Origin of the sequence: Natrinema salinisoli, from assembly GCF_020405205.1 — an archaeon.
GTDB classification, from domain to species: Archaea; Halobacteriota; Halobacteria; order Halobacteriales; family Natrialbaceae; genus Natrinema; species Natrinema salinisoli.
Map to the genome: position 1 here is coordinate 328,431 of NZ_CP084469.1, position 23,597 is coordinate 352,027.

A 23,597-nucleotide genomic window follows, 5' to 3' on the forward strand; every position below is an offset into this window, starting at 1 on the left:
ATCTTCGGGACGCTAGATCGAGGGGGTTCGTCTCGATCTGTGACTACCCGGCGAACCCCGAAAGGAGCCACTCGTCGCCGTCGCCGTCGTCGTCCGCGATACTCGGCGCGCTCACGAGGACGAACGCGCTCTCTGCGTCCCCGTTCCGAATCTGACGCGTCGACGATGGGGGAATCCACAGTGCGTCACCGGCCTCCATCGTCACCGGTTCGTCGTCGACGACCACCGTCGCATCGCCCTCGATGAGGACGTAGATCTCCTCGTGTTCGTTGTCGGTGTGATCGTGGGGCTTGCTGTTCCAGCCGGGATCACAGCGAGCCACCGTCACCCCTACCTGCTCGGTCTCGAGCGGGTCGCTGAGAAAGTGCATCGCGCTCGAGACCTGCTCGACCTCCTCGTAGTTGACCTTCCGGTATGTCATACGGACCTCTTCGAGAGACGGTAGTAAAACTATACTGTCTACTGTCCTCGATCGGGCAAGACGGGAGCTACCCCTGCGCGAGCGGATCGAAGCTGTCGACCGGGATGACGGAGTAGTCGACTGTCAGCGCGTCCTTGGTCGCTCGAATCTTGCCGACGAACGTCGAGATGTCCTCGAGTTCGCCCTCGAGGACGAACAGTTCCATGCAGTAGTGATCGCCCACGTGGCTGTGGAAGTTCGACGCGACGAGGTCCTCGTGTTCGTGGCGGAGGTGCATCATTCGTTCCTCGACGCTCGTCGTTTCGTAATCGAAGAGGACGGTGACGATCCCCATCAGGTCTCGCTCCTCGAGTCGGGTGTCTTCGAACTCGCCGAGCAGGTTCCGCGAGGCTTCTCTGACGACTTCGCTTCGACCGGTGTACCCGTGCTCCTCGGCGAACTGGTCGAGCCGCTCCAGGAGTTCGTCGGGCATCGAGACGCTGACGACTGCCATGTAATAACCCGGCCGGGTCATCTATTAAGGCTTATCGTATTATGCGGTCGCGGATAATGGATCGGCCCTCCGATCGATCGTCGAAACGACGCCCGAGATGTCGGTCGGGGACGACGGAACTAGACGTGGTCTTTCGGAAGCAAATCATCGAACCGCTGGGCGGCGAGCCACTCACAGAGCTGGACGAGCTGGTCGCTCGCCGCCTCGAAGAGCTGCCGTCCCTTTTCGGCCGACGCATCAGTCTGATCCCCCAGCACGCCGTTTTCGGTGTTGTCCGCCGCGTCGTAGAACGTTCGCGACCCGTGTTTGACCGTCCCGGCCGCCTCGACGCTCGGAATGCCGGTGTCCCTGGCCTCCTCGAGGCGCTCGTCGTGGACCAGGTCGGGCTCGAGATACTGGATCATCGAGGTCTCCTTCGGCCCGCCGTGGGGGCCGTTCTGTTCGAACAGATCGTCGACGAGGTCTGGGATCGACTCGTCCCACATCCACTCGATCGCGTAGGCGACCCCGTCCTGGCGGAGTCGGCCGCCGACCTCCCGGAGGTGCGGAACGTTCCCGCCGTGGGCGTTCACGTAGATCACCCGATCGATGCCGTGAGAGGTGAGATTCCGCGTCAGCGATTCCATGTACTGTCTGAACGCCGGCGGCTCGACCCACATCGTCCCGTGGAACTGGCGGTGGTGACCGCTCACGCCGACGTTGATCGTCGGGGTACACAGGTAGCCGGTCCGGTCGGCGACCTCCCGCGCGAACGCTTCACCGATCAGGTGGTCGGTCGCCTCCGGGAGATGCGGCCCGTGCTGTTCCGTCGACCCCAGCGGGACGAGCGCGAGCGACTCCGATTCGAAGTACGTCTCCAGATCCGGCCAGGCTTCGTCTGCGAGATACATGGTAGTCCCTCGTGCGCGGATCACCAATAGCGTAGTGTCCGAGGCGCGATCGAGTTCCCCCGATTCCGATGCACGGACTCGGCAGCGCGCCCGGAGACGATCGGGGTTCGGATCTCTCCGGCGAAAATTGCCGACGACGGGGCGGACGGGTAATTTCGTATTACCAGAATTCGGTCGCTCACCGAGTGGACGACGAATTGCTGTCGTTTCCTTTCCGACGAATCTCTGTTCTGGTTCGAAACCAGGAACTATATTCGAACGGAGAGTCCCAGAATCAGGTCTATGGCCACTATTTCGTTCGAAAAGGCCATAATCCGGATTTTGCAACTGCGACTTTGACGGCCGTGTTCCGTGCCGGCAGCATCGGCGTCTACTCACCGAACAGCAGTCGATCCGCGACGGAACACCGGACGCTCTCCATGAGTGAAACTAGACAGGTTCGGTCGTCCGGGGACGAGCGTGGATCGTGACCCACGTCCCGCCGTGGCGACCCCGATTTCGAATGAGATCACAAAACGCGTTTATCGCACGACTGCTCGAGGTCCGTTCCGTAATCGAGTGCGACCCTCTTTCTCGCCTCGGTGGGAATCCCTATCGATCCGTCACGGTACGATTGCCGCGCAATTCGCCGTAACGGACACTTCAATCGCGGTACCGACATCGGCCGTGATTGGTTGGTTTCATGACTGATTGATAGGCACTCAATTACAAAGGACGAACGCGACCACTCGCGAGTCGTACATGTTTCCACCGTACCCCGCACAAGCACAGGTGCCGGACTGGTTACAGGACCCGATCGCACAGTTGGTAACGTTCCTCCCGCGGATAATCGGCGCGCTGGTGATCCTCTTCATCGGCTGGATCATCGGCCGACTGGCCGCCGCCGCCGTGCGACGGATCGCCGACGGCGTCGAACTCGATCGGATGGTCCTCGAGACGCCGCTCGGACGGATACTGGGCGGCACTGAACAGGCGGTCTCGAGTGCGTTCGGATCGCTGGCGAAGTGGTTCGTCTACGGCCTCGCGATCCTCGCGGCCGCGAACGCGCTTGCGATCGCGACGCTGTCGGAGTGGATCTCGACGGCGGTCTCGTACTTCCCGGCGTTCATCGCGGGCCTGCTCGTCATCACCTTCGGGTTCGTCATCGCCGATTTCATCGGTGACGCCATCGAGCGGACCCAGGCAGCGACGGAGACGGCCTATACCAGCTTGTTCGCAAACGGGGCTCGACTGTTCCTCTACTTCACGGCGATCGTGATCGGTCTCGACACGATGGGGATCGACGTCGGCATCCTCTACGTGTTCGCACGAGCGCTCGCGTGGGGACTCGGCGCGGCCGTCGCCATCGGCGCGGGCATCGCCTTCGGCTGGGGCGGCAAGGACTACGTCTCCCAGAACATCGACAGCTGGATGGGACGGACGAGCGAAATGGCACCGAGCGAGGGCGGATCGTCAGGGGGCCAGTCCCGAACCGGTGACCGAACCGACAGCAGTCGGAGCGCCGATCGGGAGCGCGGCTCCGAGCCCGGTCCCGGACCGAGCGACGACGACTGATCGGCCTCCGTTCGCCGACCCATCGCAGGCGATATCGACTGCGCGACGATCAGTCGGCTTCGATCCCGGTCGCTGGCCGATCCGGTTCCGGAGCGTCACCCTCCTCGCGCGGAAAGAGCGGTTTGACCGGGACGATCACGTGTGCTCGCACGAGCCGGTCCCCGTTCCGTCGCCACTTTTTCAGGTGCGCTACCGAGTGTGAGCCGTCGTAGCCGTCTTCGATCCGTTCACAGAGCGCGTCGAACTGGTCCTCGTCGAACAGTTCGGCGGAGACGCGATCCGTCTCGACCGCGACGCTTCCCCGTCGGGCGTAGACGTCGAGGCGCCCCTCGAACGCGTGCTCGAGGGCCTCGATCCAGTCGTGTATTTCGCCGACCGTCGGCTGGTCCGGGGCGGTCGGAAAGGTGATCGACGCCTGGTACTGATCAGGACGCTCCCGAGCGTGTCGCTGCCAGAGTCGTCCCACGGACCGCGCAGTCGCGGATCCCGGGACTCGCGACACTACGCTTGTTAGCCGGTCGGTCGCAGCCGCCACGCGCCGTCGAAGAGCCGTCGCGGGGTCGGCTCCATCGCGTTCCCTCATTGGTCTCACGTTCGAGTTGCGGGCACCGGTAATACGTCCTTTGTTGTCGCGACGTCGTCGATCGACTGAAAGTCATTTGATCCGGACGATCGCCGGTCCGCGGGAGTTTTGTACAATAGGTTACTACCGGACCTCAGAATGCCTCGTTCAGGCCCAAACCCTTCGATTCCGGTCCTCGCCGGGTCGGTGGCGATCGTCGCGACCGGCGTCGCGGTTAATACCGGCTTAGACACCTCGGCTCGAACCGTTCCAGCCCTTCTGTTGATCGCGCTCGGCGTCGCCGGCGTCACGAGTACAGCACGAGAGTCCAGTACGGTACAACTCCGCCGCGGGGCGAAACGATGGTGGCTGCTCGCGTTCGCGACGTTTCTCCCCTACGCACTCGCGACGGCGCCCGACAGCGAGTCGGCAGCGGCCGTCGGTGACGCGTTCGCCGGCCCGATCGTCGGCCTGGCCCTCGAGTCCATCGCGGGCGCGATGGTCTGCTGTGCGGTGGCGATGACGGTCCTATACGCCTTCGCCTGGTACGGGATCCATCCCGGACGACCGACGCCCGAGGAACGGGTCCTCACGGACGGCGGCGACGAGTAGTACGATTCGCCGGGCCGATCTGTCGATCGTTCCACCGAGAGTATAACTGTCGAATTCGGTGGTAAGAAGTATTGAAACACTCGAATAGTGGCGTATTCGGCGTTGAGCTTATCCGTTCGAGCGGCCTCTGTGGGCCAATGACCGAACGGGTGGAACAGACGGATCCAGTTCCCTGGAGCGACGACGGCGATCGGGCGGCGTTCGAGTGGTACCGGACGCTCGTCGACACCGTTCCGGACGGCGTGTTTCAGCTGGACGACGGGGATCGAATCGTCGCGATCGACGACACCCTCCTCGAGATGACGGGCTGGACCCGCGAGGCGATCCGCGGCGAGCACGTCTCGCTGCTGCTGGGCGAGTCCGGAATCGAGGCCCTCGAGCAGGACTCGTCGGCAGGGTCCGGCGAAGCGGCGGCCGATGGCGACGATCCTCTCGAACCCACCTCGACCGTCGTCGAGAGTCGAATTCGAACTGCGACCGAGACTCGGATTCGCTGTGAACTCCGACTCGGAACGGTTCCGGCCGGCGAGGATCGCCGGGGAACGGTCGGCCTCGTCCGAGAACTCGAGCCTCGAGCGGCGGGCTCCGATTCAGAAGCCGGAGCGAACGGAGCCCCGTCGTTCGACGCGATTACGACAGTATTCGAAGGGGCCGACGTCGGCGTATTCGTACTCGACCCGGAGTTCGACGTCGCGTGGATCAACGAAGCGACCGAACGATACTTCGGTCTCGACTCGACGCCGGTGGTCGGCCGAAACAAACGGCAGTTGGTCGACGAGACGATCCGCACGCGAATCGACGACTCGGATCGGTTCGTCGAGATTCTCGAGTCGACCTACGACGACAACAGCGATACGGAGCGGTTCGAATGTCACGTCACGGGAGGCGATACCCGCGAGGAGCGCTGGCTCGAGCACCGGAGCAAGCCGATCGAATCCGGACCGTACGCGGGCGGTCGAGTCGAGCTCTACTACGATATCACCGACCGACACCAGCGTGCCTCTCAGCTCCGCCGGTTGAACGAAACCGTTCGCGACTGGTTCGAGGCCGACACGCGCGAAGGGGTCGCAGATCGAGCCTGTCGTCACCTCGTCGACGTTCTCGACCTCGACATCAACGGCATCTTCCTCCACGACCCGGAAACGGCGGTACTCGAGCCGGTCGCCTGGTCCGACGCGGCCAGCGAGCTGATCGACGAGCACCCGACGTTCGCGGAAGGCGAAGGAATCGCCTGGCGCGTCTTCGAGTCGGGCGAGCCGGCTATCTACGACGACGTGAGAGCCGATTCGGAGGTTTACAACCCGGAGACGCCGATTCGGAGCGAAATCTGTCTCCCGATCGGCGATCACGGCGTCGTCATCATCGGTTCCGAAGAGCGAACCGCGTTCGACGACGCTGATCTCTCGCTCGCGAAGATCGTCGCCTCGAGTCTGGAAATGACCTTCGATCGGATCAGTCACGAACGGACGCTGGAGCGCGAGCGCTCGCAGACCGAAGCACTCCTCCGGACCGCTCCGGTCGCGATATCGGTCGAAGACGCCGACGGCGAGACGGTGCTGGCGAACCGACACGCACAGATGGCGCTCGGGATCGAGGACGGCGAGGCGCTCGGCGAGACCGAACTCCTCGCTCGGCGGACCGTCGTCGACGCCGATGGGAAGCGGATCGATTCCGAGCAGGGGCCCTCGGCACGCGTCAGGGAGACCGGCGATCCGGTCCGCGACGAGGAGCTGGTTATCGAAGGGGCGTCGGGAGAGAAGCTGTGGTTCTCGATCACCGCTGTTCCCGATTTCGACTCCGACGGTTCGCTCGAGCGAGTCATTTCCGCCGGCGAAGACATCACCGCGCTCAAGGAACAGGAGCGACGCCTCGAGCGCCGCAAGCGAGAACTCGAGACCGAACTGGGCGAGATCCTCGGGCGCGTCTCGGACGCGTTCTACGCGCTCGACGACGAGTGGCGGTTCACGCACGTCAACGATCGCGCGGCGACGCTGCTCGGCTATTCGGAGTCGGAACTCGTCGGCCGGAATATCTGGGAGACGTTCCCGAACGGCACGAGATCCGATCTCGCCGACCGCTATCGGGAGGCGATGGAGACCCAACGCCCCGTGTCGTGGGAGCGCTACTCCGAGACGCTCGAGATCTGGATGGAAATTCAGGCGTACCCCTCGGAAACGGGGCTGTCGGTCTACTTCCGGGACATTACCGATCGGAAGGTACGCGAGCGACGACTGGAACAGTACGAACGGATCTTCGAAACCGTCGAAGATGGTATCTACGTCCTCGACGACGGCGGTCGGTTCACGATGGTCAACGAGGCCTACGAGTCCCTCACCGGGTACGATCGCGCGGAGTTGATCGGTCGCCACGCCTCACTCGTCGTCGACGAGCGAGTGATCGAACTCGCCCGAGAGGTCGCCGCCGATGCGAGCAGTGTGCCGACGATAGAGACGGAACTCGAGACGAAATCCGACGATCGGGTTCCGATAGAGGCGACGGTGACGTCGATCGCGTCCACCGGTACTGACGGCGAACGGATCGGCGTCGTTCGGAACGTCACCGAACGGAAGGAACGACAGCGTCGACTCGAGGCGAGCGAACAGCGGTACCGAACCCTCGCCGAAAACTTCCCGAACGGGATCGTCGCCCTGTTCGACGACGAACTGCGGTACACGGCCGCTGGCGGGCAGCTCCTCGGTGAGATCGGCATCGATCGGGAAACCGCAATCGGCCAGTCGATCTACGAACGCTACCCCGACGAACTGGTCGCGGAGATCGAACCGCACTTTCGGGCCGCACTCGAGGGCGACGAGCGATCCTTCGAGTTGGCCTACCGCGACCGCCAACTCCGGGCCACGACCCTCCCCGTCCGGACCGGCGGCGAGGTCACCGGTGGAATGCTCGTCGTTCAGGACATCACCGAGCGGACCGAGTACCAGCGCAAGCTCGAGGAGTCGAACGAGCGACTCGAACAGTTCGCCTACGCCGCCTCGCACGACCTCCAGGAGCCCCTGCGGATGGTCACGAGCTATCTCCAGTTGATCGAGGGGCGGTACGCGGACGAACTCGACGAGGACGGCCGGGAGTTCATCGACTACGCCGTCGACGGTGCCGAGCGGATGCGCGAGATGATCGACGGCCTGCTGGCGTACTCCCGGGTCGAAACACAGGGCGATCCTCTCGAGCCGGTCGATCTCGATGCGGTCTTCGCGGATGTCCGCGAGGACCTCCAGGTCCGTATTGACGAAGCGGACGCCGAAATCACGGCGGAGTCACTCCCTCGCGTCGCTGGCGACGCGAGCCAGCTTCGACAGGTGTTCCAAAACCTGCTCTCGAACGCGATCGAGTACAGCGGGGACGAACCGCCGCGGATCCACGTCAGCGCCGACCGCGACGGCAGCGACTGGGTAATCTCGGTCCGCGACGAGGGGATCGGCATCGACCCGTCGGATCAGGACCGGATCTTCCGCGTCTTCCAGCGCCTCCACAGTCACGAAACACACGACGGAACGGGGATCGGACTCGCGCTCTGTCACCGGATCGTCGAGCGCCACGGCGGCGAGATTCGGGTCGACTCCGAACCCGGGGACGGGGCGACGTTCTCGATCACCCTGTCAGCTGTCGACGAGGCCGCGAACTGAGTACCCCAGGGTACCGAGACCGGCGACGCCACGACCGCGACTCGAGCGAGCAGCTCGAGGAGGCCAGCCAACAGCTATATATCCGGCCACCTACTCAACCCGCTAAAGCCGTGTCCGACGTGATTCCGACGAGAGACGGTTCGGACCGATTCCCGCTCGCCGCGGCACTCACCTGTTTCGCCGTCGCCGGCGTTGCGACCGTCGTCGACGGGGTCGGGCTCACGCTCGGTGCGACCGGGGTCGCCATCGGCGGCGTTTACTGTCTCGCACGCGATGCCGGTTCCGTGACCCGACGGGCGCTGGCCCAGACGGCGCTGGGACTGTGGGTCGCGTTCCTGGGAGTCGCCGGAATCCACGCTATCGGTTTCGAGACGGTCGGCGCGGTCGTGCCGGGGCCCACAGCGGTGACGTTCGTCGCCGTATCGGCGGCCACGTGGGCGACGTTGCTCGGCGCCGCCGGATCGACGATCTTCCTCGGCTTTCGGGAGTACGGCTCCTCGGTCCCCGTCGACGACCCCGACGACGCGGTGTTCGACGGCGAGACGTCCGACTATTCGACTCGATAACTCACCGCGATCCCTTCGCCGAGCGGAACGACGATCGTCTCGAAGGCCGGATCGGCGCCGACCGTCTCGAGGTAGTCGATCACTCCCCGCGTGTGTTCGTCGACGGCCGTCGGCGAACCGCCCTCGGCCCACTCGAGGAGCGCGTCGAAGTCGACGACGCTCGCCGTGATCGCGTTGTCGGCGACGACGACGCCGCCCGCGGGAATTTTCGATCGAACGGCTTCGAACGCGTCCGCGTAGCGATCCTTCTGGTGGTCGATCAGGACGACGTCGAACGGACCCTCGTAGCGGTCGACGGTCTCCATCGCGTCGCCGAGTTCGTACGTCGCGAGTCCGTCGTACCCGCCCGCGGCCATGTACTCCCGGGCGAGCTCGAGTTCGGCCTCGTCGACCTCGGTGAGGACGAGCTCGCCGTCGTCGGGGAGCGCGTCGGCGAACCAGTAGGCCGAGTAGCCGTAGCCCGAGCCGAACTCGAAGATGCGCTCGGCCTCGTTCAGCCGGGCGACGAACCGGAGGAACGCGCCGACCTCGGGGCCGACGTGGGGGAAGCCCTCGGCCGCGGCGTACTCGTCCATCTCGATCAGGGTCTCGTCGGGATCCGGGCCGACCGCGCGTACGAAGCGGGCGATCTCGTCGGAGAGGACGTCAGTCATACGCCATCTTACGGGTGCCAGCCCATAGAGTTCGGGGAGTCCAGTCGGGGCGTTCGCCTCGAAGGGTCCGTTACCGATTCCGACTGACCGGGAACGAGATCCGGTCCGGGTTTTGCTTGAACCGCTCGAGGACCCGCTCGTAGAGGTCGTTTTTCGTCTGCTGGCCGCGTCGCGGATGGACGAGGTATCGGAGTCGGAGCTCGACCCACGACTCCTGCTGGACGACGTTGACCGACGGGCCGTCCCGAACCTCGAGTTCGACCGGCGTCTCGGCCAGGAGTTCGCGGTAGCGGGCGATGTTCTGGGCCATCCGTTCGCCGAGGTACTCGTCTGCAACGTCGGTCAGTTCCCGGCGGGCGAACTCGAGGTCGGTCTCGTAGGAGAGCTGAATCGAAATCTCGTTCCAGACGTACGGAAACTGCTCCCACGAAAAGTTGTAGACTTCCGACGAGAGAACGGTGCTGTTCGGCAGGGTTACGACCCGGCCCGAGGGTTGATTCGAGGAGACGAGTTCGCCATTGATCTCCCACAGGGTGGTCACGAGGAAGTCGACCTCGATCACGTCGCCCTTGGCGTCCCCGATCCGGACGCGATCACCGACCTGATAGGGACGTTTGACCATGATGTAGACCCAGCCCATCAGCGAGAACAGCGGTTGCTGCAGCGCGAAGGTGATCGCGAACCCGACGACGCCAAGCGAGAAGAGCACGCCGACCCACTGCTCCGTCAGGACGCCGAGCAAGCCGATGACGGTGACCGCACCGAGGCCAAAGCGGAGCACGTTTCGCGCGTCGTGAGCGCGGCGCTTGCTCGCGATCCGCTGGATCAGCAGATGTCGAACCAGCTGATAGACCCCGTACGTTCCGGCGACGACGGCGACTGCCAGCAGGGTCTTCCGAGCGATGACACCGCCGGCGACGCCTCCGGTCGACAGCCACGTCAGATCCACCGTCGGCGCTGCGTTCGCAGCGACCGTGGCGACGACCGAAACGATCAGCGAGGAAATCCCGAGGAGCCTGTTCACTCGAGCGGGTTTCGATGCGCGAGTGAAAACGATTGTGTTGCACACGTCTCCGTGGCGTCGCAGCGACCGTTCCCGATCGGTGACAGTATCCTTTTTGCCCTCGGAATCGTTATTCCACTCGACATGTCCCCCGATCACCCCCTCTCCGAGGCCGTCGACAACCTGGTGTACGAACCGGTACAGGTCACCGACCACGGAGTCGACCTGACGGTCAGCGCCGTCTACGAGGTCGCCGCCGCCGGCCGCCTCGACTTCGGCGGCGACGAACTCGAGGACGCCGACCTCGAGCCCGTCCCGACGGAGATGGAACACCCCCACGACGAGTTCGGCTGGTGGCACCTCGAGGGCGACCAGTACGTGCTCCAGCACAACGAGTTCCTCACCGACCTCGCGGAGCCGGCACAGCTCCAGCCGCGCAACGAACTGCTCGCTCGCGGCGGCTCGCATCCCTCGATGCAAGTCCGGAATCACCTGCCCCTGATTCCGCTGACGGTCGCCGACGGCGGGCTCAAAATCAAGGAGAACGCGCGGGTATCGACGCTCGTACCGATCGGGAACGGGTCAGCATCGAGCGAGTAACTTCGCCTCGAGTGGATTCCACTACGATTCGTAGGCGATGTGTTCGATGGCGACCACCAGCCGATAAAACAGGAATAGGAGAACGACTATGCCAACGACGACGAGCGGGAGGATGAAAAAGACGAAGACGGAACTGGGGCTAACGAAACCATATCCGATTGTCACAAGCCAGCAAAGAACGAGTACGATTCCGACAGGCGACCGAATCAGGTCGTGGAGTGAGAAGGCCGACATAGGAAAGCCTTCTAACAGAAAACTCAAAATAATTTCGGATAGAGTACGTTACAAAACGAATTGGATCCACATCGGAACCGGCGGTGGCCGGCCTATCGGCCTTCGTACTCGGGATCGCGGTCCTCGAAGAAGGCGTTGACCCCCTCCTCGTGATCCTCGGTCTCGAAGACGATTCCCTGTGCCGTCGCCTCGTCGGTCAGGGCCTGTCCGAGCGACTTCTCGAGGCCCTCGCCGAGGAGGCGGTTGGCGTGGCGCAGCGCGATCGGCGGGCCGGAGACGATCTTCGCGACGAACTCGTCGAGCTGCTCGTCGAACTCGTCGGCCCCGTAGACGTGGTTGACCAGTCCGAGGCCGAGGGCTCGATCCGCGCCGATGATGTCGCCCGTGAGGACGAGTTCCTTCGCGACGTTCTCGCCGACGACGCGGGGGAGCAGATAGGAGGTGCCCGCGTCGACGCTCAGCCCGACCTGCCGGAAGACGAAGCCGAAGACGGCGTCTTCGGTGGCGAGTTGCATGTCACAGGCCAGCGCCAGGTTCGCGCCGGCACCGACGGCGGGGCCGTCGATGGCCGCGACCGTCGGCACCGGGAACTCGACGAGCCGCCGCATCAGTTCGTTGGTCGACCGCTCGAGCGTGCGGACCCGTTCGTCGGCGGGAACCTCGTTTTCGATGCCCTCGACCATCGATTCGATGTCGCCGCCGGCGGAGAACGACCCGCCCGATCCCTCGACGACCACGCAGCGGGCGTCGCTGTCTTCGATCTCGTCGAGGGCTTCGGTGAGCCCCGCACTGATCCCCTCCGAGAGGGGATTGCGTCGGTCCGGCTGGTTGAGCGTAATCGTCGCGACCCCCTCGTCTTCGATGTCGAGGAGGACGTCGTCGCCGAGCGCCATTATTCGCCCCCCTCCTGCTCGCGAAGCTTAAATTTCTGCACTTTCCCGGTCGTCGTTCGCGGGAGTTCCTCGACGAACTCGACTTCGCGGGGGTGTTTGTACTCCGCGAGGTTGGTCAGGCAGTACTCCTTGATCTCCTCCTCCGTGACGTCGCCGTCCGGGGTGCGAACGATGAACGCCTTGACGGTCTCGCCGCGGCGGTCGTCGGGGATGCCAGCTACGGCGGCGTCGGCGACGTCCTCGTGCTCGAAGAGCAACTCTTCTACTTCCCGCGGGTAGACGTTGTAGCCGCCGGTGACGATCATGTGCTTCTCGCGGTCGACAACGTAGAAGAAGCCGTCCTCGTCTCGGTAGCCGATGTCGCCGGTGTGGAACCAGCGCCGGCCGCCCTCCTCGGTGAAGGCTTCCTCGTTGGCCTCGGGCAGCCGGTAGTACCCCTTCATCACGTTCGGCCCGGCGACGACGATCTCGCCGGTGATCTCGCGGAGATCGGCGTTCTCCTCGTCGATCGGTCCTTCTTCGACCGGTGGGAGTTCCTCGAAGTCCTCATCGACGACTTTCGAGTCGACGTCGGGAACCGTCTTGCCCACGCTGCCGACGCGGCGGCCCTCGAGCGGGCTGTTGAAGTGGGTGATCGGGCTGGTCTCGGTCAGGCCGTATCCCTCGTAGACCTTCGGCTCGTAGAGCTCCTCGAACCGGCGCAAGACCTCGACCGGGATCCCGGAGCCGCCGACGCCACAGAGGCGCACCGACGAGAGGTCGAACTCCTCGGCGTTGGGCTGGTTGATGACGTCGTTGTACATCGCCGGCACGCCGTGCATGATCGTCAGTTCCTCCTCTTCGATGAGCGAGACGGCGTCCTGTGCGTCCCACTCCGCCATCGGGTAGAACGCGGCGCCGTTGAAGAGCGCCGTGTTCATCACGACGGTCATCCCGTAGATGTGGAACAGCGGCAACACGCCGAGCTGTTTGTCGTCCGGCCGAATCCCGTCCGGAATGAGCTTCGACGCCGAGTTCGCGTTCGACGCGAGGTTGCTGTGGGTGAGCTGGACGCCCTTGGGCTGCCCGGTCGTCCCGGACGTGTACGGCTGGACCGCGACGTCGTCGTCATCGCGATCCGCGATGTCGGGATCGCCCGGCTCGAGGAACTCCTCGAGCGGCGTCGCACCCTCGGCGTCGCCGCCGATACTGACGACGTGCTCGACGTCCGTCTCGTCTTTGACCTCGGTGACGAAGGGGACGAGGTCTGCCAGGGCGACGACGACTTTCGCCTCGCTGTCGCTGAGCAGATGGCCGATCTCCCGAGCCTTGTACTGGGGATTCATCGGGACGACGACGCCGCCGGCGCGAAGGGTCCCGTGGAAGGCGATCAGAAACGGCGGGACGTTGGGCAAATAGAGTGCGACGCGGTCGTCCTCGCCGAGTCCTCGTTCCTCGAGCGCGTTCGCGAAGGCACCCGTTTGGCCCCAGAACTCCTCGTAGTTCGTCTCCGACCCCCGAAAACTGATCGCGGTGTTGTCGCCGTGGTCCGCGACGGCGTCCGCGACGTTAGTGACAAGATTTGTCATAGTCCGTGCCATACGTTTGCGTGTATCGTAAAAAAGATTTACATCGTTCGACGACGGCGGCGACTTTCCTTACCAACGATAAGGGCGTTGCTACGTATCGGATAGTGACAGAAACCGGGAATCGAACTCGGCGTATGGTTCGCCACCCGTCGGGCTGGCGTTAGTTCTCGGGAAAGACGCCGTCCGGTTCGAGCTCCTTGAGCGGACCGACCCGTTCGCCTGTGGTCGCGTACCGATAGAGTGCGGTGCGAACGACCATGCCGAGAACCTGTGCGACGACGATCGTCGCGACGAGGAGGACGCCGCCCGCGATTCCCACCACGTACGCCGCGATGCCCGTGGGTGAAACGAACGCGACGCCGAGGAGGCCGAGTCCGATCAGACTCACCGGAAGCAGGGCGAGCCCGATTCCGATGGTGGCGGAGATGCTCTCGCCCCACGTTCGGGAGAAGGCCCCGCCGCTCTTACGCAGGTCCGAGCGGAGCGCGTCGGTGCGGTCCGTGACGATCACCGGAACGACGAAGAACGTCAGGAGCCCCCAGGTGAGATCGAGGACCGACCGGGTGAGCGTCCCGACTCCGGGGACGTTGTCCTCGGCGATATAGAGGGCAGTGCCGATAGTCGCGGCCAGCAGACTCCACTTCGCAATCCGACCGCGGACGTCCCACGCGGCGGCCAGCCCGTCGCGGGCGGTCGTCTCCTCCCCGGCGAAGTGTCGAGCCGCGCAGTGGACTACTGCGGCGTTGAAGAAGACCCCGATCCCGGAGGCGACGGCGATTGCCGCGAACATCGTCCCGTACTTCACGAGGCTGTTTGCAAACACGGCGGTCGCGAGCCCGTAGTGGAGCACCACCACGGCGATGGCCCCGTACGCGCTCCCGACGACGGCGAGGCTCAACAGCGGGAGGATCGCGAGGCGGGGATGGGCTCGAAACACGTCGAGGCTGGCATCAACGGCGTCGAATCCATGTCTGAATCGTCCTGTCATATTTCCTCTTGTTCGCCTGGAATATATATTCCTGTCGTTCGGTTGACTATCTGAGGGGGACCGTACCCGTACGGACGGACTCGAGGGTATTTACGACCGCACTCCTAATTTCCCGTATCATGTATCAGGACGTCCTCATCCCGACCGATGGGAGCGACGGGACTCGCCGATCGCTCAATCACGGACTGACGATCGCGGGTCGATTCGACGCCACGGTTCACGCGCTGTCCGTCGTTCCGGAGGGGCCGCTGGGTACGCTGCAGACCGACGAGGCGATCCCGGCCGCGGAACGGGCGGTCGAGCGGGTCGAGGCCGAAGCGACCCGGGAGGGAGTCGACGTCGTCACCGCGGTCGAACAGGGTGTTCCCCACGAAGAAATCCTCGCATACGCCGACGATCACGGGATCGACATGATTGTCATGGGTACGCAGGGCCGGACCGGGCTCGACCGCGTGCTGGTCGGCAGCGTTACCGAACGGATCGTCCGAATGGCCGACGTACCGGTCGTGACCGTCCGTCTGACCGAGGATATCCGGATCGAAGACTCCGACGAGGCGGCAGATATCGCCCGAAAGACGGCCGAACGCGAGGGGTACGACGACGTGACCGTTCTGGAGGATCCACATCGGACCAGCGCCTCCTGGATCGTGCCCCTCGAGACCGATAGGGGACCACTTCACGTCCACGTCGATGCCGTCACGAGCGAGGGACGCGTCGCGACGGGACCCGAAACCGAGTAACGGCTGTCCACGACGCCGAGCGACCACACGCCCGAAGCGAACCCGACGCAATCACGATTTCAGAACGCGGTGGGGGCGTTCGTCGACCCAACCGCGGAGTAGGGAGACACAACGTCCGTTGGGAAGGGCCGACACGGAGCAAACGATCCGTTGTCCCCTCGTAACGAAGCGACTGCTTTTTGGTCGGGATCCCGGTTGGCGGTCACGAATGAGGGACACAGCGTGAACCGGCGATCGCTCTTACGAGGTACAGCGGCGAGTACCATCGGTCCGGTTTCGTCTCGCACAGTCCGATCCCAGTCCGACGGGAGACGGGCGATCGCTGACGGCTCGGGCGTGATCGTCCGACTCGCGGACGTAACCGACCCGATCGACGGCGGTGGCTCGCTCGAGTGGACCGCCGAACTCGAGAACGCGACGGATCGGCCGGTGCGTCCGACCGTCGAGTACACGGTCGACGGCGAGCCGGTCGGTACCGTCACGCTCACGCTCGACCCGGGAGAGACGGAGCAGCCGTTTTCCGGGAGCTACCGGGTCGAACCGGCAGCCCGGGACCGCGAGGTCTCGCTTCGAGTTACGGCCGCCGGCGATTCAGCCGAGCGAACGGTCACGGTATCGGGAGTCGACGAACTCGAGACCGAGCGGAGCCGTCCGGCCGACGAACTCGCCGTCCGGCCGGGAACGACGGTTCTCTTCGAAGCGGGAGCCGCCGATCCGAACGCGTCGCAGTTTACCAGTTGGTGGGCGAACGGAGAACACGTCAGCGACTCGATGGTCGGGCCCGCGTGGCAGTCGATCTACTACGCGGAGCGAAACGCCCACTACTGGCAGTACACGGCCGAGTCCGTGGGAACTGACGAGATAATCGCCGGAATCGATACCGACGACGGGAACTACCGGGTCGACTGGACGGTCAACGTTACGCCCGGTGGACGATCGTCCCCGACGATCGACGGCGCACGTCCGAAACCCGGGAGACTCCCCGTCGATCGAGCGGAACCGACCGCCCTCGAGATCGACGTCGACGATCCGGACGGCGGCCTCGAGCGCGTCGTCTGGTGGCTCGGCCAGGCGGACCAGATCATCGGAACGTCCGAGATCAGCGGCGCCACGGATACGGCGTCGCTGACGGTCGAGGAAGGTCTCTGTCAGACGTGCCCGATCATCGCCTGGGTGATCTGTGCGGACGGGCGGTTTACCTCGGAGTCCCTCTGGGAGGTCGACGTCACCGCTCTCGAGACTGACACCGGTTGAGTCTGTCGATTCCCGAGACGAACGATTCCGTCGAGGTCAGCACCGTACTCGCGGTGACAGCTATCCTCGAGGACACAGGCGGGTCTGGACTCGCCGGGGGCGTCGAATCGGTCGACGGAACCGACCCAGGACGAGAGATACCTTTTCGGGACAGCTCTCGTTCCAGATCGGATCAGTTCCGTACGGACAGTTCCGCTACAGGTATCTTTTTGTGAGTGTGTTCGCATGGTACTGTATGGCAAGTAGTGAGGACCAACTGTCTTCGATGGGGAGAACTACCGCAAGCCGAGGGTGGGTAGACCGGCTTCTCGACCAAATCGGCTCGCCCGAGGCCGCGACTCTGGTGTCGATAGCGGCTCTGTTTTTCGCGTTTCTCGTCATCGGCAATCAACTCGGATTCTGGTAACGGCTTGGTGACCTCCGAATCGTCGTCCCAAGCATACTGACCGCGCACTACTGGTCGCTTTCGCTCGCGATACTATCCGGGTAGTCTCTTCGGCAGACTCTCCTGTGTCACGTGACCCGGAGCTGTGACGAACGCAACGCGACCGCTTCGGTTTCAATCGGTGGTCACCGACGGCTCGTCGCGAAATAGGACTCTCGAACTCGTTGTTACAAAACGGAAGATGGAGTGGGGAGAGGGGGGCCTCTGGATGGGGATGCAGAGGCGATTAATTATTGTTAGAAATCACTATTAATAGTTTCGATACACAGTCAGTCGACGTTCGCGTTCCGTCCCGGACCTCGGGCGAGGGAGGAATCAATCGGTATCAGGCGACCTATCGTATTCGAGTCGGTCGCAGATTCCTGACCGGCACGCGTTCGGACGGCTCCGCGGGAGTTCTTCGACCCGGTTTCCGCGCGGTGCGTTATCGCCGGGCCTCGGCGTCCCGCGTCGCCCCCAGGGGGCTTTCGATGAGACAGGCCGGCGACCGGGCCCTATCAGCGACGGGCTTCGACACGGACGTCGCCCGTGACGGCCGTGTCCTCGGCCGCGGGAGGCTTTGTCGCGTGCGTCCACCGGCCCTTTCGGTTCCGATCGCTACGGACTGCCTTTTGTTCCGCCGGGGGCAGGGAGTGATCCCCATAGTTGGATATCTCACACGATTATGTAATCCTTTCGAACAGTCGCTGGTTCATCGGGCTCCGGCTGGCTACACGGATGGAGTCATTGGCTCGGTCTCGAGAGAAAATCAGGGTGGGATTCGAACCACGGTCGTTCCGCTTCGGTCCACTCCCTGGTTCAAATCCACGTCCGGCTTTGGAAGTAAGTCACACGAGCGCCGTGCGATCGCGTCAATCTGTGAATAAATCTCATCAACCACCCCGAAGCGGATATCCTCTCAGTTGATAGTTGAGGATAATCCGAGGGACAGGCGCCTTCTTGAGGAGACGTTTTACGATGACCAATCCCACAACGCCATCCACACCGTTACCGATGGACAAGCAGCATTGAATTTCATCTACCGAAGGCGACTGCGGGGATTTGAGAATAGGATATCTGCAACTAAGAAAATATATTTAATAACTTCATACTATATAGAAACATTTAAAAAATATGTACCAGTTAATGAAATTGCAGTAAGATGAAGGATAATGATACGAAAGACGGTGTGGATATAAATAGCCAACCGTTCAACCGGAGACGCATCCTCCAGGGAATGCTCGCCGCGACAGCGACGAGTGGGCTCTCAATGTCAACCTCCGCGAAATCGAACAGGACCGACGACCACAGTAGCGCGGTACTCGCGTCGGCCACCCCTCCGCAGGGCGGTCGTAAGGCAGTCATCCGCGCCGCAGAGGGCGGTGCCGAGCTCGCAGTGATCCAGAACAAGAACAAGGAGACTGTCCTGGACGTCGGTGATCAGACACCGCTACACCCTGCGTGGAACCGGCAGGGGAATCGGCTCGTAGTGTCGCTCGACGGGGACATCTGGATGTATAAGCCGAAAGGTGAGTTCGTCCAGCTGACTGACTCAGGCCGGGATGTGTTCCCACAGTTCGAGAAGAACGACATTGTCTTCTTCCGCGGCGACGACACCAAGCGGATTTCCCACGAGGAAATGCGAGGAAATTCCCCACAGACCCTCAACAGCCGAACTGCCGAGGACACGGAATTCAAACTCCAATACGCGACCGAGCATCCGTCGACTGGTGACGAGCTGGCCGATGAAATCAGCGCGTGGGTTGCTTCAGAGGGGGACAGGTAAATGCCGATCATCAACCAGGACATGGGCGGCGGCTATAAGCTCGTCGTGCTCCTCCACAGCCACGAACTTGACACCAACCGGGCCTTCTGTGTTCCGTCACACATTCGAAAGCGCTCCGACATCTCCCATTATAATATCAAGATCTACAAAGATGGAGACGAGGTGTTTAACCTACACGGCGGCGCCTATCGCGAGCACGACGACCTCTGTCTGTTCATGTTCGAGACGGAACTGCCGTTCAAGTTCTGTGAAGAAGAGTGCTTCGACACGGATCCCGATGTCGGAGAGATCTCTGCGTTCGTCTCAGACTCGATTGACGATCTCGCGGACGCTGCTCAGGACTACGAGGCGACCCATAGCGGGGCTGCAGCTGTAGCCGCTGGAGCAGCCGCAGCCGCAATCCTGTACATTGGACCGGCGAATATCGCGGCTGTGATTGCCGCTGCCTGGGTCGTCCCCGTCATGCCGCCGCCGCCGTAACAGAACACTCAACCAACCTCAGCCCTTTTTTAATACAACATGCGAAAATTTACGATCCTACACTACGGCACCGAACCCCATCGCGACGTTAGAATCGTAGCACAGAATGTACTGAGGACGACACAGCGGGAGGTAGAAACGGTAGAGGTTATGGGGATCTACTCGCTGCTATCTGAGTACGTCGACTCTGAGGCGGTAGACGTCCTTGTTGAGGCGGGTGCGACGGACGACGACGACACGCTCCGAGGTGAACTCACTGCGACGCCGGCGGTGCGGGATGCTGTCGTGGCACTGTTGTCTGACTCGTTGCTGGTCGCGGAGTTCCGAGACGAAAAAGGTGACCCTGTGTTTGCACGAGCGGACAGCGACGCCGACTCGGTGTACCTCGACATCCCGGAGTATCGACGCCTCGCTGACGCTGTATCACCCGACCAGCTCGCCCGACTATTCCCAGTCAGCAGTGAGTGCGACGCGATTCGTGCGAAGAACGGAACGAATCCGGCAGCTGAGACGAGCCTGACGGAATACGCTGTCTGGGGGGAAGAATCAGATCAGGCTCCGGTGGTGTCCTCGCTGTGGAGAGATGTCTCGCAGCTAGATCGATCGCCGTCCTCGGTCTCAATCTGTGGACTCACTGCGGTACTCCAACGGACGGCTCCCGATGCACTGGAGGCGATAGAATTAGCAGGAGCGACGCGAGACGAAATCGTCGTCTCCGGAGAGATCACTGCCACAGAGGACATACTTCAGGCGTTGCAAGCCGCGTGGGGAGACGGCGTACACTACGTCCGTTGTCGTGACGAGCGAGGTGATCCTCTGGTAATTCGAGACGGGCCTCGCTCTGATTACCTGTATCTCACAGCAGCGGAACGGGAGCAACTCGGTGAGTGGGCCACGGATACGGTCCGACCGTCGAACCGCTGGCGCGAGTGAGAACATCATCGACATGACCAACGCGATGCTGGCCGAGGACGCACTCCCCGGCTGGCTCGAGGGCGTCGACGAGTATGTGATCGACGAAAACTACACGGCGTCGTGGTCGACGTTCTACGCGGCGACTCGAGAGTACGAGAGTATTGAATTCCCTGAAGACCCCGCCTTATTCGCCGATGAGTTCGCCTCGCTCGAGAGCCTCGCAACGACGATCTCCGAACGCTGGTCCGCCCAGGTCGGTTGCCATCGGACTTCGTCGACGACGCCCTGGACGGCGCGACCGGCGAAGCGGACCTCAACCGAAACGCCTTCGTCGATCGGATGGACCGCCATGGATCATCCTCGAGCGCGTCGGACGCAGACCGTCGTCGCGGCCTCGAAGACCTCGGTGTTCTTGCTGGTGAACTCCTCGAGGGACTTCAGGTGGCCGACGGCGTGCTTAAGCTGGTCCAGCTGAACCGGCTCGCCGAGTTCCCGAAGACGTTCGTATAGGTTCTTCGCCCTCGAGAGTGTGTCTCGACGACTCAGCGGATCCGAGTCGACGTGGCCAGCGATCGCACCACAGTTGCGACACTCGACGTATCCTGCCGGCGTACCGTCTAGTCGGAGGGCTGGATCGACCGGCCGACCGCACGTAGGGCAGCGCGGTCTCACGCCGCGACACCCCCATTCTTGCCGCAGGTAGAATGGGCTTTGAACCTTAGGTTCGAACTACCGGCATCTTCCGAACGCCGGAAACTGGCGATACCAGTCGGTAGGGGATTTGAACCTAAGGATTTAAGCCAGGGGTGGGATTTGAACCCACGAAGTCTCGATTACAAGTCGAGTGCATGAACCGCCCATGCTCCCCTGGCGCAGGCCGTTGGTTAGCCGTCCTCCTTTGAATGTGTATCGTTTTCCTCCGGATCAGTAAGCGAGCGTCCCATGGTTACCCGGAACTCGTCGTACCCCTCGCGACGGTAGAACCGACGGGCCGACTCGTTGTCGGCCATCACTTCGAGGAGCATCACGTCGACGCCCCGGCGGGCGAGGGACTCTTCGGCGGCCTCGAGCAGCGCGGTTCCGATCCCGCGATCGCGATAGTCGGGTTTCACGTAGATATTCGAGAGTAGGCCGCGGTCGGTGTCGAGCTCGAGCGAGCCGTGTTCGACGGTTACGGAGGCGAAGCCGACGATCGTCTCGCCTGCTCGGGCGACGAGCAGGCCGTCGTTGACCTGATACGCCGCGAGCGTTTCGCGCATGGTCTCCCGGTTCGCATCGGCGCGAACGGCCGCATCGTACTGGCGCTGGTCCCGCGCGAGGCGAACCCAGAGTTCGGCGAGTCGATCGAGGTCGTCCCGAGCGGCCGGTTCAATCGTCGGCTGCGGGTCGTTGGGGTGCATTCTCGAGTGCGGTCACGGCGGGAAGCGATTCGGCGGTGAGCATCCGCAGCGCGGCCCCGCCGCCGGTACTAACGTGGGAAAAGCCGTCGACGCCGAGCCTGCGCAGGGCGGCGGCCGTGTCGCCGCCGCCGACGATACTCGTCGGAATGTCGGTCGCGGCCTCGTAGAGTCGTCGGGTCCCCGTCTGAAACCGATCGTCCTCGAAGACCCCGGCGGGACCGTTGAGGATGACCGTCTCTGCGTCCGCGAGGATCCGTCGGTAGTAGTCCAGCGTGGACTCGCCGATGTCCATCGCCGCCTCGCCGTCACCGGGTGGCAAGGCGTTGACGCCGAGTTCGTGACGGTCCTCGCCGCGGTCGACGGCGACGTCCCGGGGGAGCGCGATCCGGTCACCGTAGGCGTCGAGCAGGTCGGCGGCGCGGTCGATCTCGTCCCAGTAGCCCTGATCGTAGATGAAATCCGAGCTCGCATCGCCGAGATCGACGCCGTCCGCGACGAGGAAGACGTTACCGACGACGCCCGCGGTGAGGATGTCGTCGGCCAGTCCCTTCTCGAGAACGGACCAGGCGACGTCGATCGAATCCGACACTTTCGCGCCGCCGAGGACGTAGACACGGGGTTCGTCGGTCTCCTCGATCGATCCCAGCACGTCGAGTTCGGTTTCCATCACGCGACCGGCGTAGCCGGGAAGGACGGTCGGGAGACCGACGAGCGACGGCTGCGAGCGGTGGGCCGCGGCGAAGGCGTCGTTGACGTAGGCGTCGAGAACCGGCTCGAGCCCCTCGACGAGGTGGGTGCAGGCGGCCCGCTCCGGGTCGAACTCCATGTACTCCTCGCTGTAGAAGCGCGTGTTCTCGAGGACGACGCAGTCGCCGTTCGTGAGGCCCCTGACGGCCTCCCGGGCGGCTTCGGTGAAGGTCGCGTCGACGTAATCGACGGGCTGGCCGAGCAGTTCGGCGAGCCGATCGGCGTGGGACTCGAGGGAAACGAAATCGTCGCCGCCGGGGCGGCCCTGGTGGGCCAGGACGGCGACGCGGCCGCCGCGGTCGAGCAGTTCTGAGAGCGTATCGACGTGAGCGCGCAGTCGAGCGTCGTCCGCGAGCGTCCCGTCGTCGTCGATCGGACTATTGACGTCGACGCGGACACCGACGGTAGTCCCTTCGACGGTCAGGTCGTCGAGGGTCTCGATCATTATCGACCTGTCCACCGCGCCTCCCGAAAGGTCTTTCTATCGGAGAGATATGGACCGATGGTTGTTGACACGCTGCATGCCGTTTTTCGGCCTGTCAACTGGTCATACCGTCCGGCAGTCAGAACAGACCAATTGCCCGTTGGCGTCCCACAGCGCATCCGCGAGCGAGCCACAGGCTTCGCAAACGCCCTGGGTCGTGTACTCGTCACCGCCGTTGGGACGGACGCCGGTCTCGCCCTCGTCGTTCAGCGGAGCGGCCGCAGGGTCGGCGACCGCGCGATCGCGGTCGATCGGCGGTTCGCTCGAGCGAGCGGGCGTCATCGTCGCCTGGAACGAACCAGCAGCGGCGATGACGTCCCGCTGGGTGACCAGCCCGACGACCCCGGTCTCGTCTTCGACGACGACGTTGCGGATGTTCTGGCGAGCCATCGTGGTGGCGACGTCGGTAAGCGACCGGTCGGGACCCGCCGTGATAACCGGCGTCGTCATCACGTCGCCGACAGTCGTGTCGTCGGGATCGTGGCCGTCGGCGACGAGCCCGAGCACGTCCCACTCGGTCACGATGCCGACCGGTTCCGCGCCGCGAACCACCAGCGCACAGCTCGTTCGCTCTTCCCGCATGAGTCGAACGACGCCGCGGACTGAGTCCGACTCGCTGACGCCGACGTAGTCGGTCGTCAAGACGTCTCTGACTGATAGTTCCGATTCCATGTGTGAATGAATCCCAC

25 protein-coding genes and 1 tRNA gene are annotated in these 23,597 nt (G+C 63.4%); 12 read left to right on the top strand and 14 right to left on the bottom strand.

Annotated features, from left to right (window positions below):
• Window positions 1-43: 43 nt before the first annotated feature.
• From LDB05_RS01675 to LDB05_RS01685, 3 genes are all read right to left on the bottom strand, one after another.
• Entirely contained in the window at window positions 44-421 is a 378-nt protein-coding gene (locus LDB05_RS01675) for a cupin domain-containing protein (protein WP_226006196.1), read from the bottom strand.
• Window positions 422-488: 67 nt separating this feature from the next.
• A complete protein-coding gene (gene nikR / locus LDB05_RS01680) occupies window positions 489-914 on the bottom strand; it encodes a nickel-responsive transcriptional regulator NikR (protein ID WP_226006197.1) in 426 nt (141 codons plus the stop codon).
• Window positions 915-1,033: 119 nt separating this feature from the next.
• Window positions 1,034-1,804 carry a creatininase family protein gene (locus LDB05_RS01685; protein WP_226006198.1) on the bottom strand — a complete coding sequence of 257 codons (771 nt, stop codon included), beginning with the start codon at window positions 1,802-1,804 and terminating at the stop codon, window positions 1,034-1,036.
• Between the two features lie 741 nt (window positions 1,805-2,545).
• Here LDB05_RS01685 and LDB05_RS01690 point away from each other — a divergent pair.
• Window positions 2,546-3,358 (top strand): mechanosensitive ion channel family protein, encoded by an 813-nt coding sequence (locus tag LDB05_RS01690; RefSeq protein WP_226006199.1) that lies wholly within the window; start codon window positions 2,546-2,548, stop codon window positions 3,356-3,358.
• Window positions 3,359-3,407: 49 nt separating this feature from the next.
• Here LDB05_RS01690 and LDB05_RS01695 read toward each other — a convergent pair whose 3' ends face one another.
• A complete protein-coding gene (locus tag LDB05_RS01695; protein ID WP_226006200.1) occupies window positions 3,408-3,941 on the bottom strand; it encodes a hypothetical protein in 534 nt (177 codons plus the stop codon).
• A 138-nt stretch (window positions 3,942-4,079) separates the two neighbouring features.
• Here LDB05_RS01695 and LDB05_RS01700 point away from each other — a divergent pair, with 138 nt between their 5' ends.
• From LDB05_RS01700 to LDB05_RS01710, 3 genes are all read left to right on the top strand, one after another.
• Window positions 4,080-4,532: a hypothetical protein gene (locus LDB05_RS01700; RefSeq protein WP_226006201.1), complete on the top strand. Its 453-nt coding sequence runs from the start codon at window positions 4,080-4,082 to the stop codon at window positions 4,530-4,532.
• 137 nt (window positions 4,533-4,669) lie between these two features.
• Window positions 4,670-8,173, top strand: a complete 3,504-nt coding sequence (locus LDB05_RS01705) for a PAS domain S-box protein (RefSeq protein WP_226006202.1) — start codon at window positions 4,670-4,672, stop codon at window positions 8,171-8,173.
• A 110-nt stretch (window positions 8,174-8,283) separates the two neighbouring features.
• A complete protein-coding gene (locus tag LDB05_RS01710; RefSeq protein ID WP_226006203.1) occupies window positions 8,284-8,739 on the top strand; it encodes a hypothetical protein in 456 nt (151 codons plus the stop codon).
• Here the strand turns inward: LDB05_RS01710 and LDB05_RS01715 are convergent.
• A complete protein-coding gene (locus tag LDB05_RS01715; protein WP_226006204.1) occupies window positions 8,724-9,392 on the bottom strand; it encodes an O-methyltransferase in 669 nt (222 codons plus the stop codon). The genes LDB05_RS01710 and LDB05_RS01715 overlap by 16 nt on opposite strands.
• Window positions 9,393-9,462: 70 nt before the next feature.
• The gene (locus LDB05_RS01720; protein WP_226006205.1) at window positions 9,463-10,416 is read right to left on the bottom strand and encodes a mechanosensitive ion channel family protein; all 954 of its coding nucleotides are present in this window, start codon (window positions 10,414-10,416) and stop codon (window positions 9,463-9,465) included.
• A 123-nt stretch (window positions 10,417-10,539) separates the two neighbouring features.
• On the opposite strand from LDB05_RS01720, the gene LDB05_RS01725 reads away from it, so the two are divergent.
• A complete protein-coding gene (locus tag LDB05_RS01725) occupies window positions 10,540-10,995 on the top strand; it encodes a dCTP deaminase/dUTPase family protein (protein ID WP_226006206.1) in 456 nt (151 codons plus the stop codon).
• A gap of 21 nt (window positions 10,996-11,016) precedes the next feature.
• On the opposite strand, the gene LDB05_RS01730 is transcribed toward LDB05_RS01725, so the two are convergent.
• The 4 genes from LDB05_RS01730 to LDB05_RS01745 form a co-directional block, all read right to left on the bottom strand.
• Window positions 11,017-11,229, bottom strand: a complete 213-nt coding sequence (locus LDB05_RS01730; protein ID WP_226006207.1) for a hypothetical protein — start codon at window positions 11,227-11,229, stop codon at window positions 11,017-11,019.
• A 92-nt stretch (window positions 11,230-11,321) separates the two neighbouring features.
• The gene (locus LDB05_RS01735) at window positions 11,322-12,122 is read right to left on the bottom strand and encodes an enoyl-CoA hydratase/isomerase family protein (protein WP_226006208.1); all 801 of its coding nucleotides are present in this window, start codon (window positions 12,120-12,122) and stop codon (window positions 11,322-11,324) included.
• Window positions 12,122-13,690, bottom strand: coding sequence for a long-chain-fatty-acid--CoA ligase (locus tag LDB05_RS01740; RefSeq protein WP_226006209.1), 1,569 nt, complete (start codon window positions 13,688-13,690; stop codon window positions 12,122-12,124). The genes LDB05_RS01735 and LDB05_RS01740 overlap by 1 nt, the downstream gene beginning before the upstream one ends.
• Before the next feature lie 160 nt (window positions 13,691-13,850).
• A complete protein-coding gene (locus LDB05_RS01745) occupies window positions 13,851-14,678 on the bottom strand; it encodes a DUF6159 family protein (protein WP_226006210.1) in 828 nt (275 codons plus the stop codon).
• 119 nt (window positions 14,679-14,797) lie between these two features.
• On the opposite strand from LDB05_RS01745, the gene LDB05_RS01750 reads away from it, so the two are divergent.
• From LDB05_RS01750 to LDB05_RS01780, 7 genes are all read left to right on the top strand, one after another.
• Entirely contained in the window at window positions 14,798-15,418 is a 621-nt protein-coding gene (locus LDB05_RS01750; protein WP_226006211.1) for a universal stress protein, read from the top strand.
• 336 nt (window positions 15,419-15,754) lie between these two features.
• Window positions 15,755-16,672, top strand: a complete 918-nt coding sequence (locus LDB05_RS01755) for a hypothetical protein (protein WP_226006212.1) — start codon at window positions 15,755-15,757, stop codon at window positions 16,670-16,672.
• A gap of 1,347 nt (window positions 16,673-18,019) precedes the next feature.
• Entirely contained in the window at window positions 18,020-18,262 is a 243-nt protein-coding gene (locus tag LDB05_RS01760) for a response regulator (protein WP_226006213.1), read from the top strand.
• Complete coding sequence (locus LDB05_RS01765) at window positions 18,259-18,882, top strand: hypothetical protein (RefSeq protein WP_226006214.1); 624 nt, start codon at window positions 18,259-18,261, stop codon at window positions 18,880-18,882. Before LDB05_RS01760 ends, LDB05_RS01765 begins: the two co-directional genes overlap by 4 nt.
• Window positions 18,883-19,362: a hypothetical protein gene (locus LDB05_RS01770; protein WP_226006215.1), complete on the top strand. Its 480-nt coding sequence runs from the start codon at window positions 18,883-18,885 to the stop codon at window positions 19,360-19,362.
• Window positions 19,363-19,401: 39 nt separating this feature from the next.
• Window positions 19,402-20,295 carry a hypothetical protein gene (locus tag LDB05_RS01775; RefSeq protein WP_226006216.1) on the top strand — a complete coding sequence of 298 codons (894 nt, stop codon included), beginning with the start codon at window positions 19,402-19,404 and terminating at the stop codon, window positions 20,293-20,295.
• A 240-nt stretch (window positions 20,296-20,535) separates the two neighbouring features.
• Window positions 20,536-20,787, top strand: coding sequence for a hypothetical protein (locus tag LDB05_RS01780; protein ID WP_226006217.1), 252 nt, complete (start codon window positions 20,536-20,538; stop codon window positions 20,785-20,787).
• A 288-nt stretch (window positions 20,788-21,075) separates the two neighbouring features.
• Here LDB05_RS01780 and LDB05_RS01785 read toward each other — a convergent pair.
• The 4 genes from LDB05_RS01785 to LDB05_RS01800 all read right to left on the bottom strand — a co-directional run bounded on the left by LDB05_RS01785 (window position 21,076) and on the right by LDB05_RS01800 (window position 23,580).
• Window positions 21,076-21,149, bottom strand: a tRNA-Thr gene (locus LDB05_RS01785).
• 12 nt (window positions 21,150-21,161) lie between these two features.
• On the bottom strand, window positions 21,162-21,677 hold the full coding sequence (locus LDB05_RS01790) for a GNAT family N-acetyltransferase (protein ID WP_226006218.1): 516 nt from the start codon (window positions 21,675-21,677) through the stop codon (window positions 21,162-21,164).
• Window positions 21,646-22,869: a phosphoglycerate kinase gene (locus LDB05_RS01795; protein ID WP_226006219.1), complete on the bottom strand. Its 1,224-nt coding sequence runs from the start codon at window positions 22,867-22,869 to the stop codon at window positions 21,646-21,648. Before LDB05_RS01795 ends, LDB05_RS01790 begins: the two co-directional genes overlap by 32 nt.
• A 102-nt stretch (window positions 22,870-22,971) precedes the next feature.
• A complete protein-coding gene (locus tag LDB05_RS01800) occupies window positions 22,972-23,580 on the bottom strand; it encodes a CBS domain-containing protein (RefSeq protein ID WP_226006220.1) in 609 nt (202 codons plus the stop codon).
• Window positions 23,581-23,597: the final 17 nt, after the last annotated feature.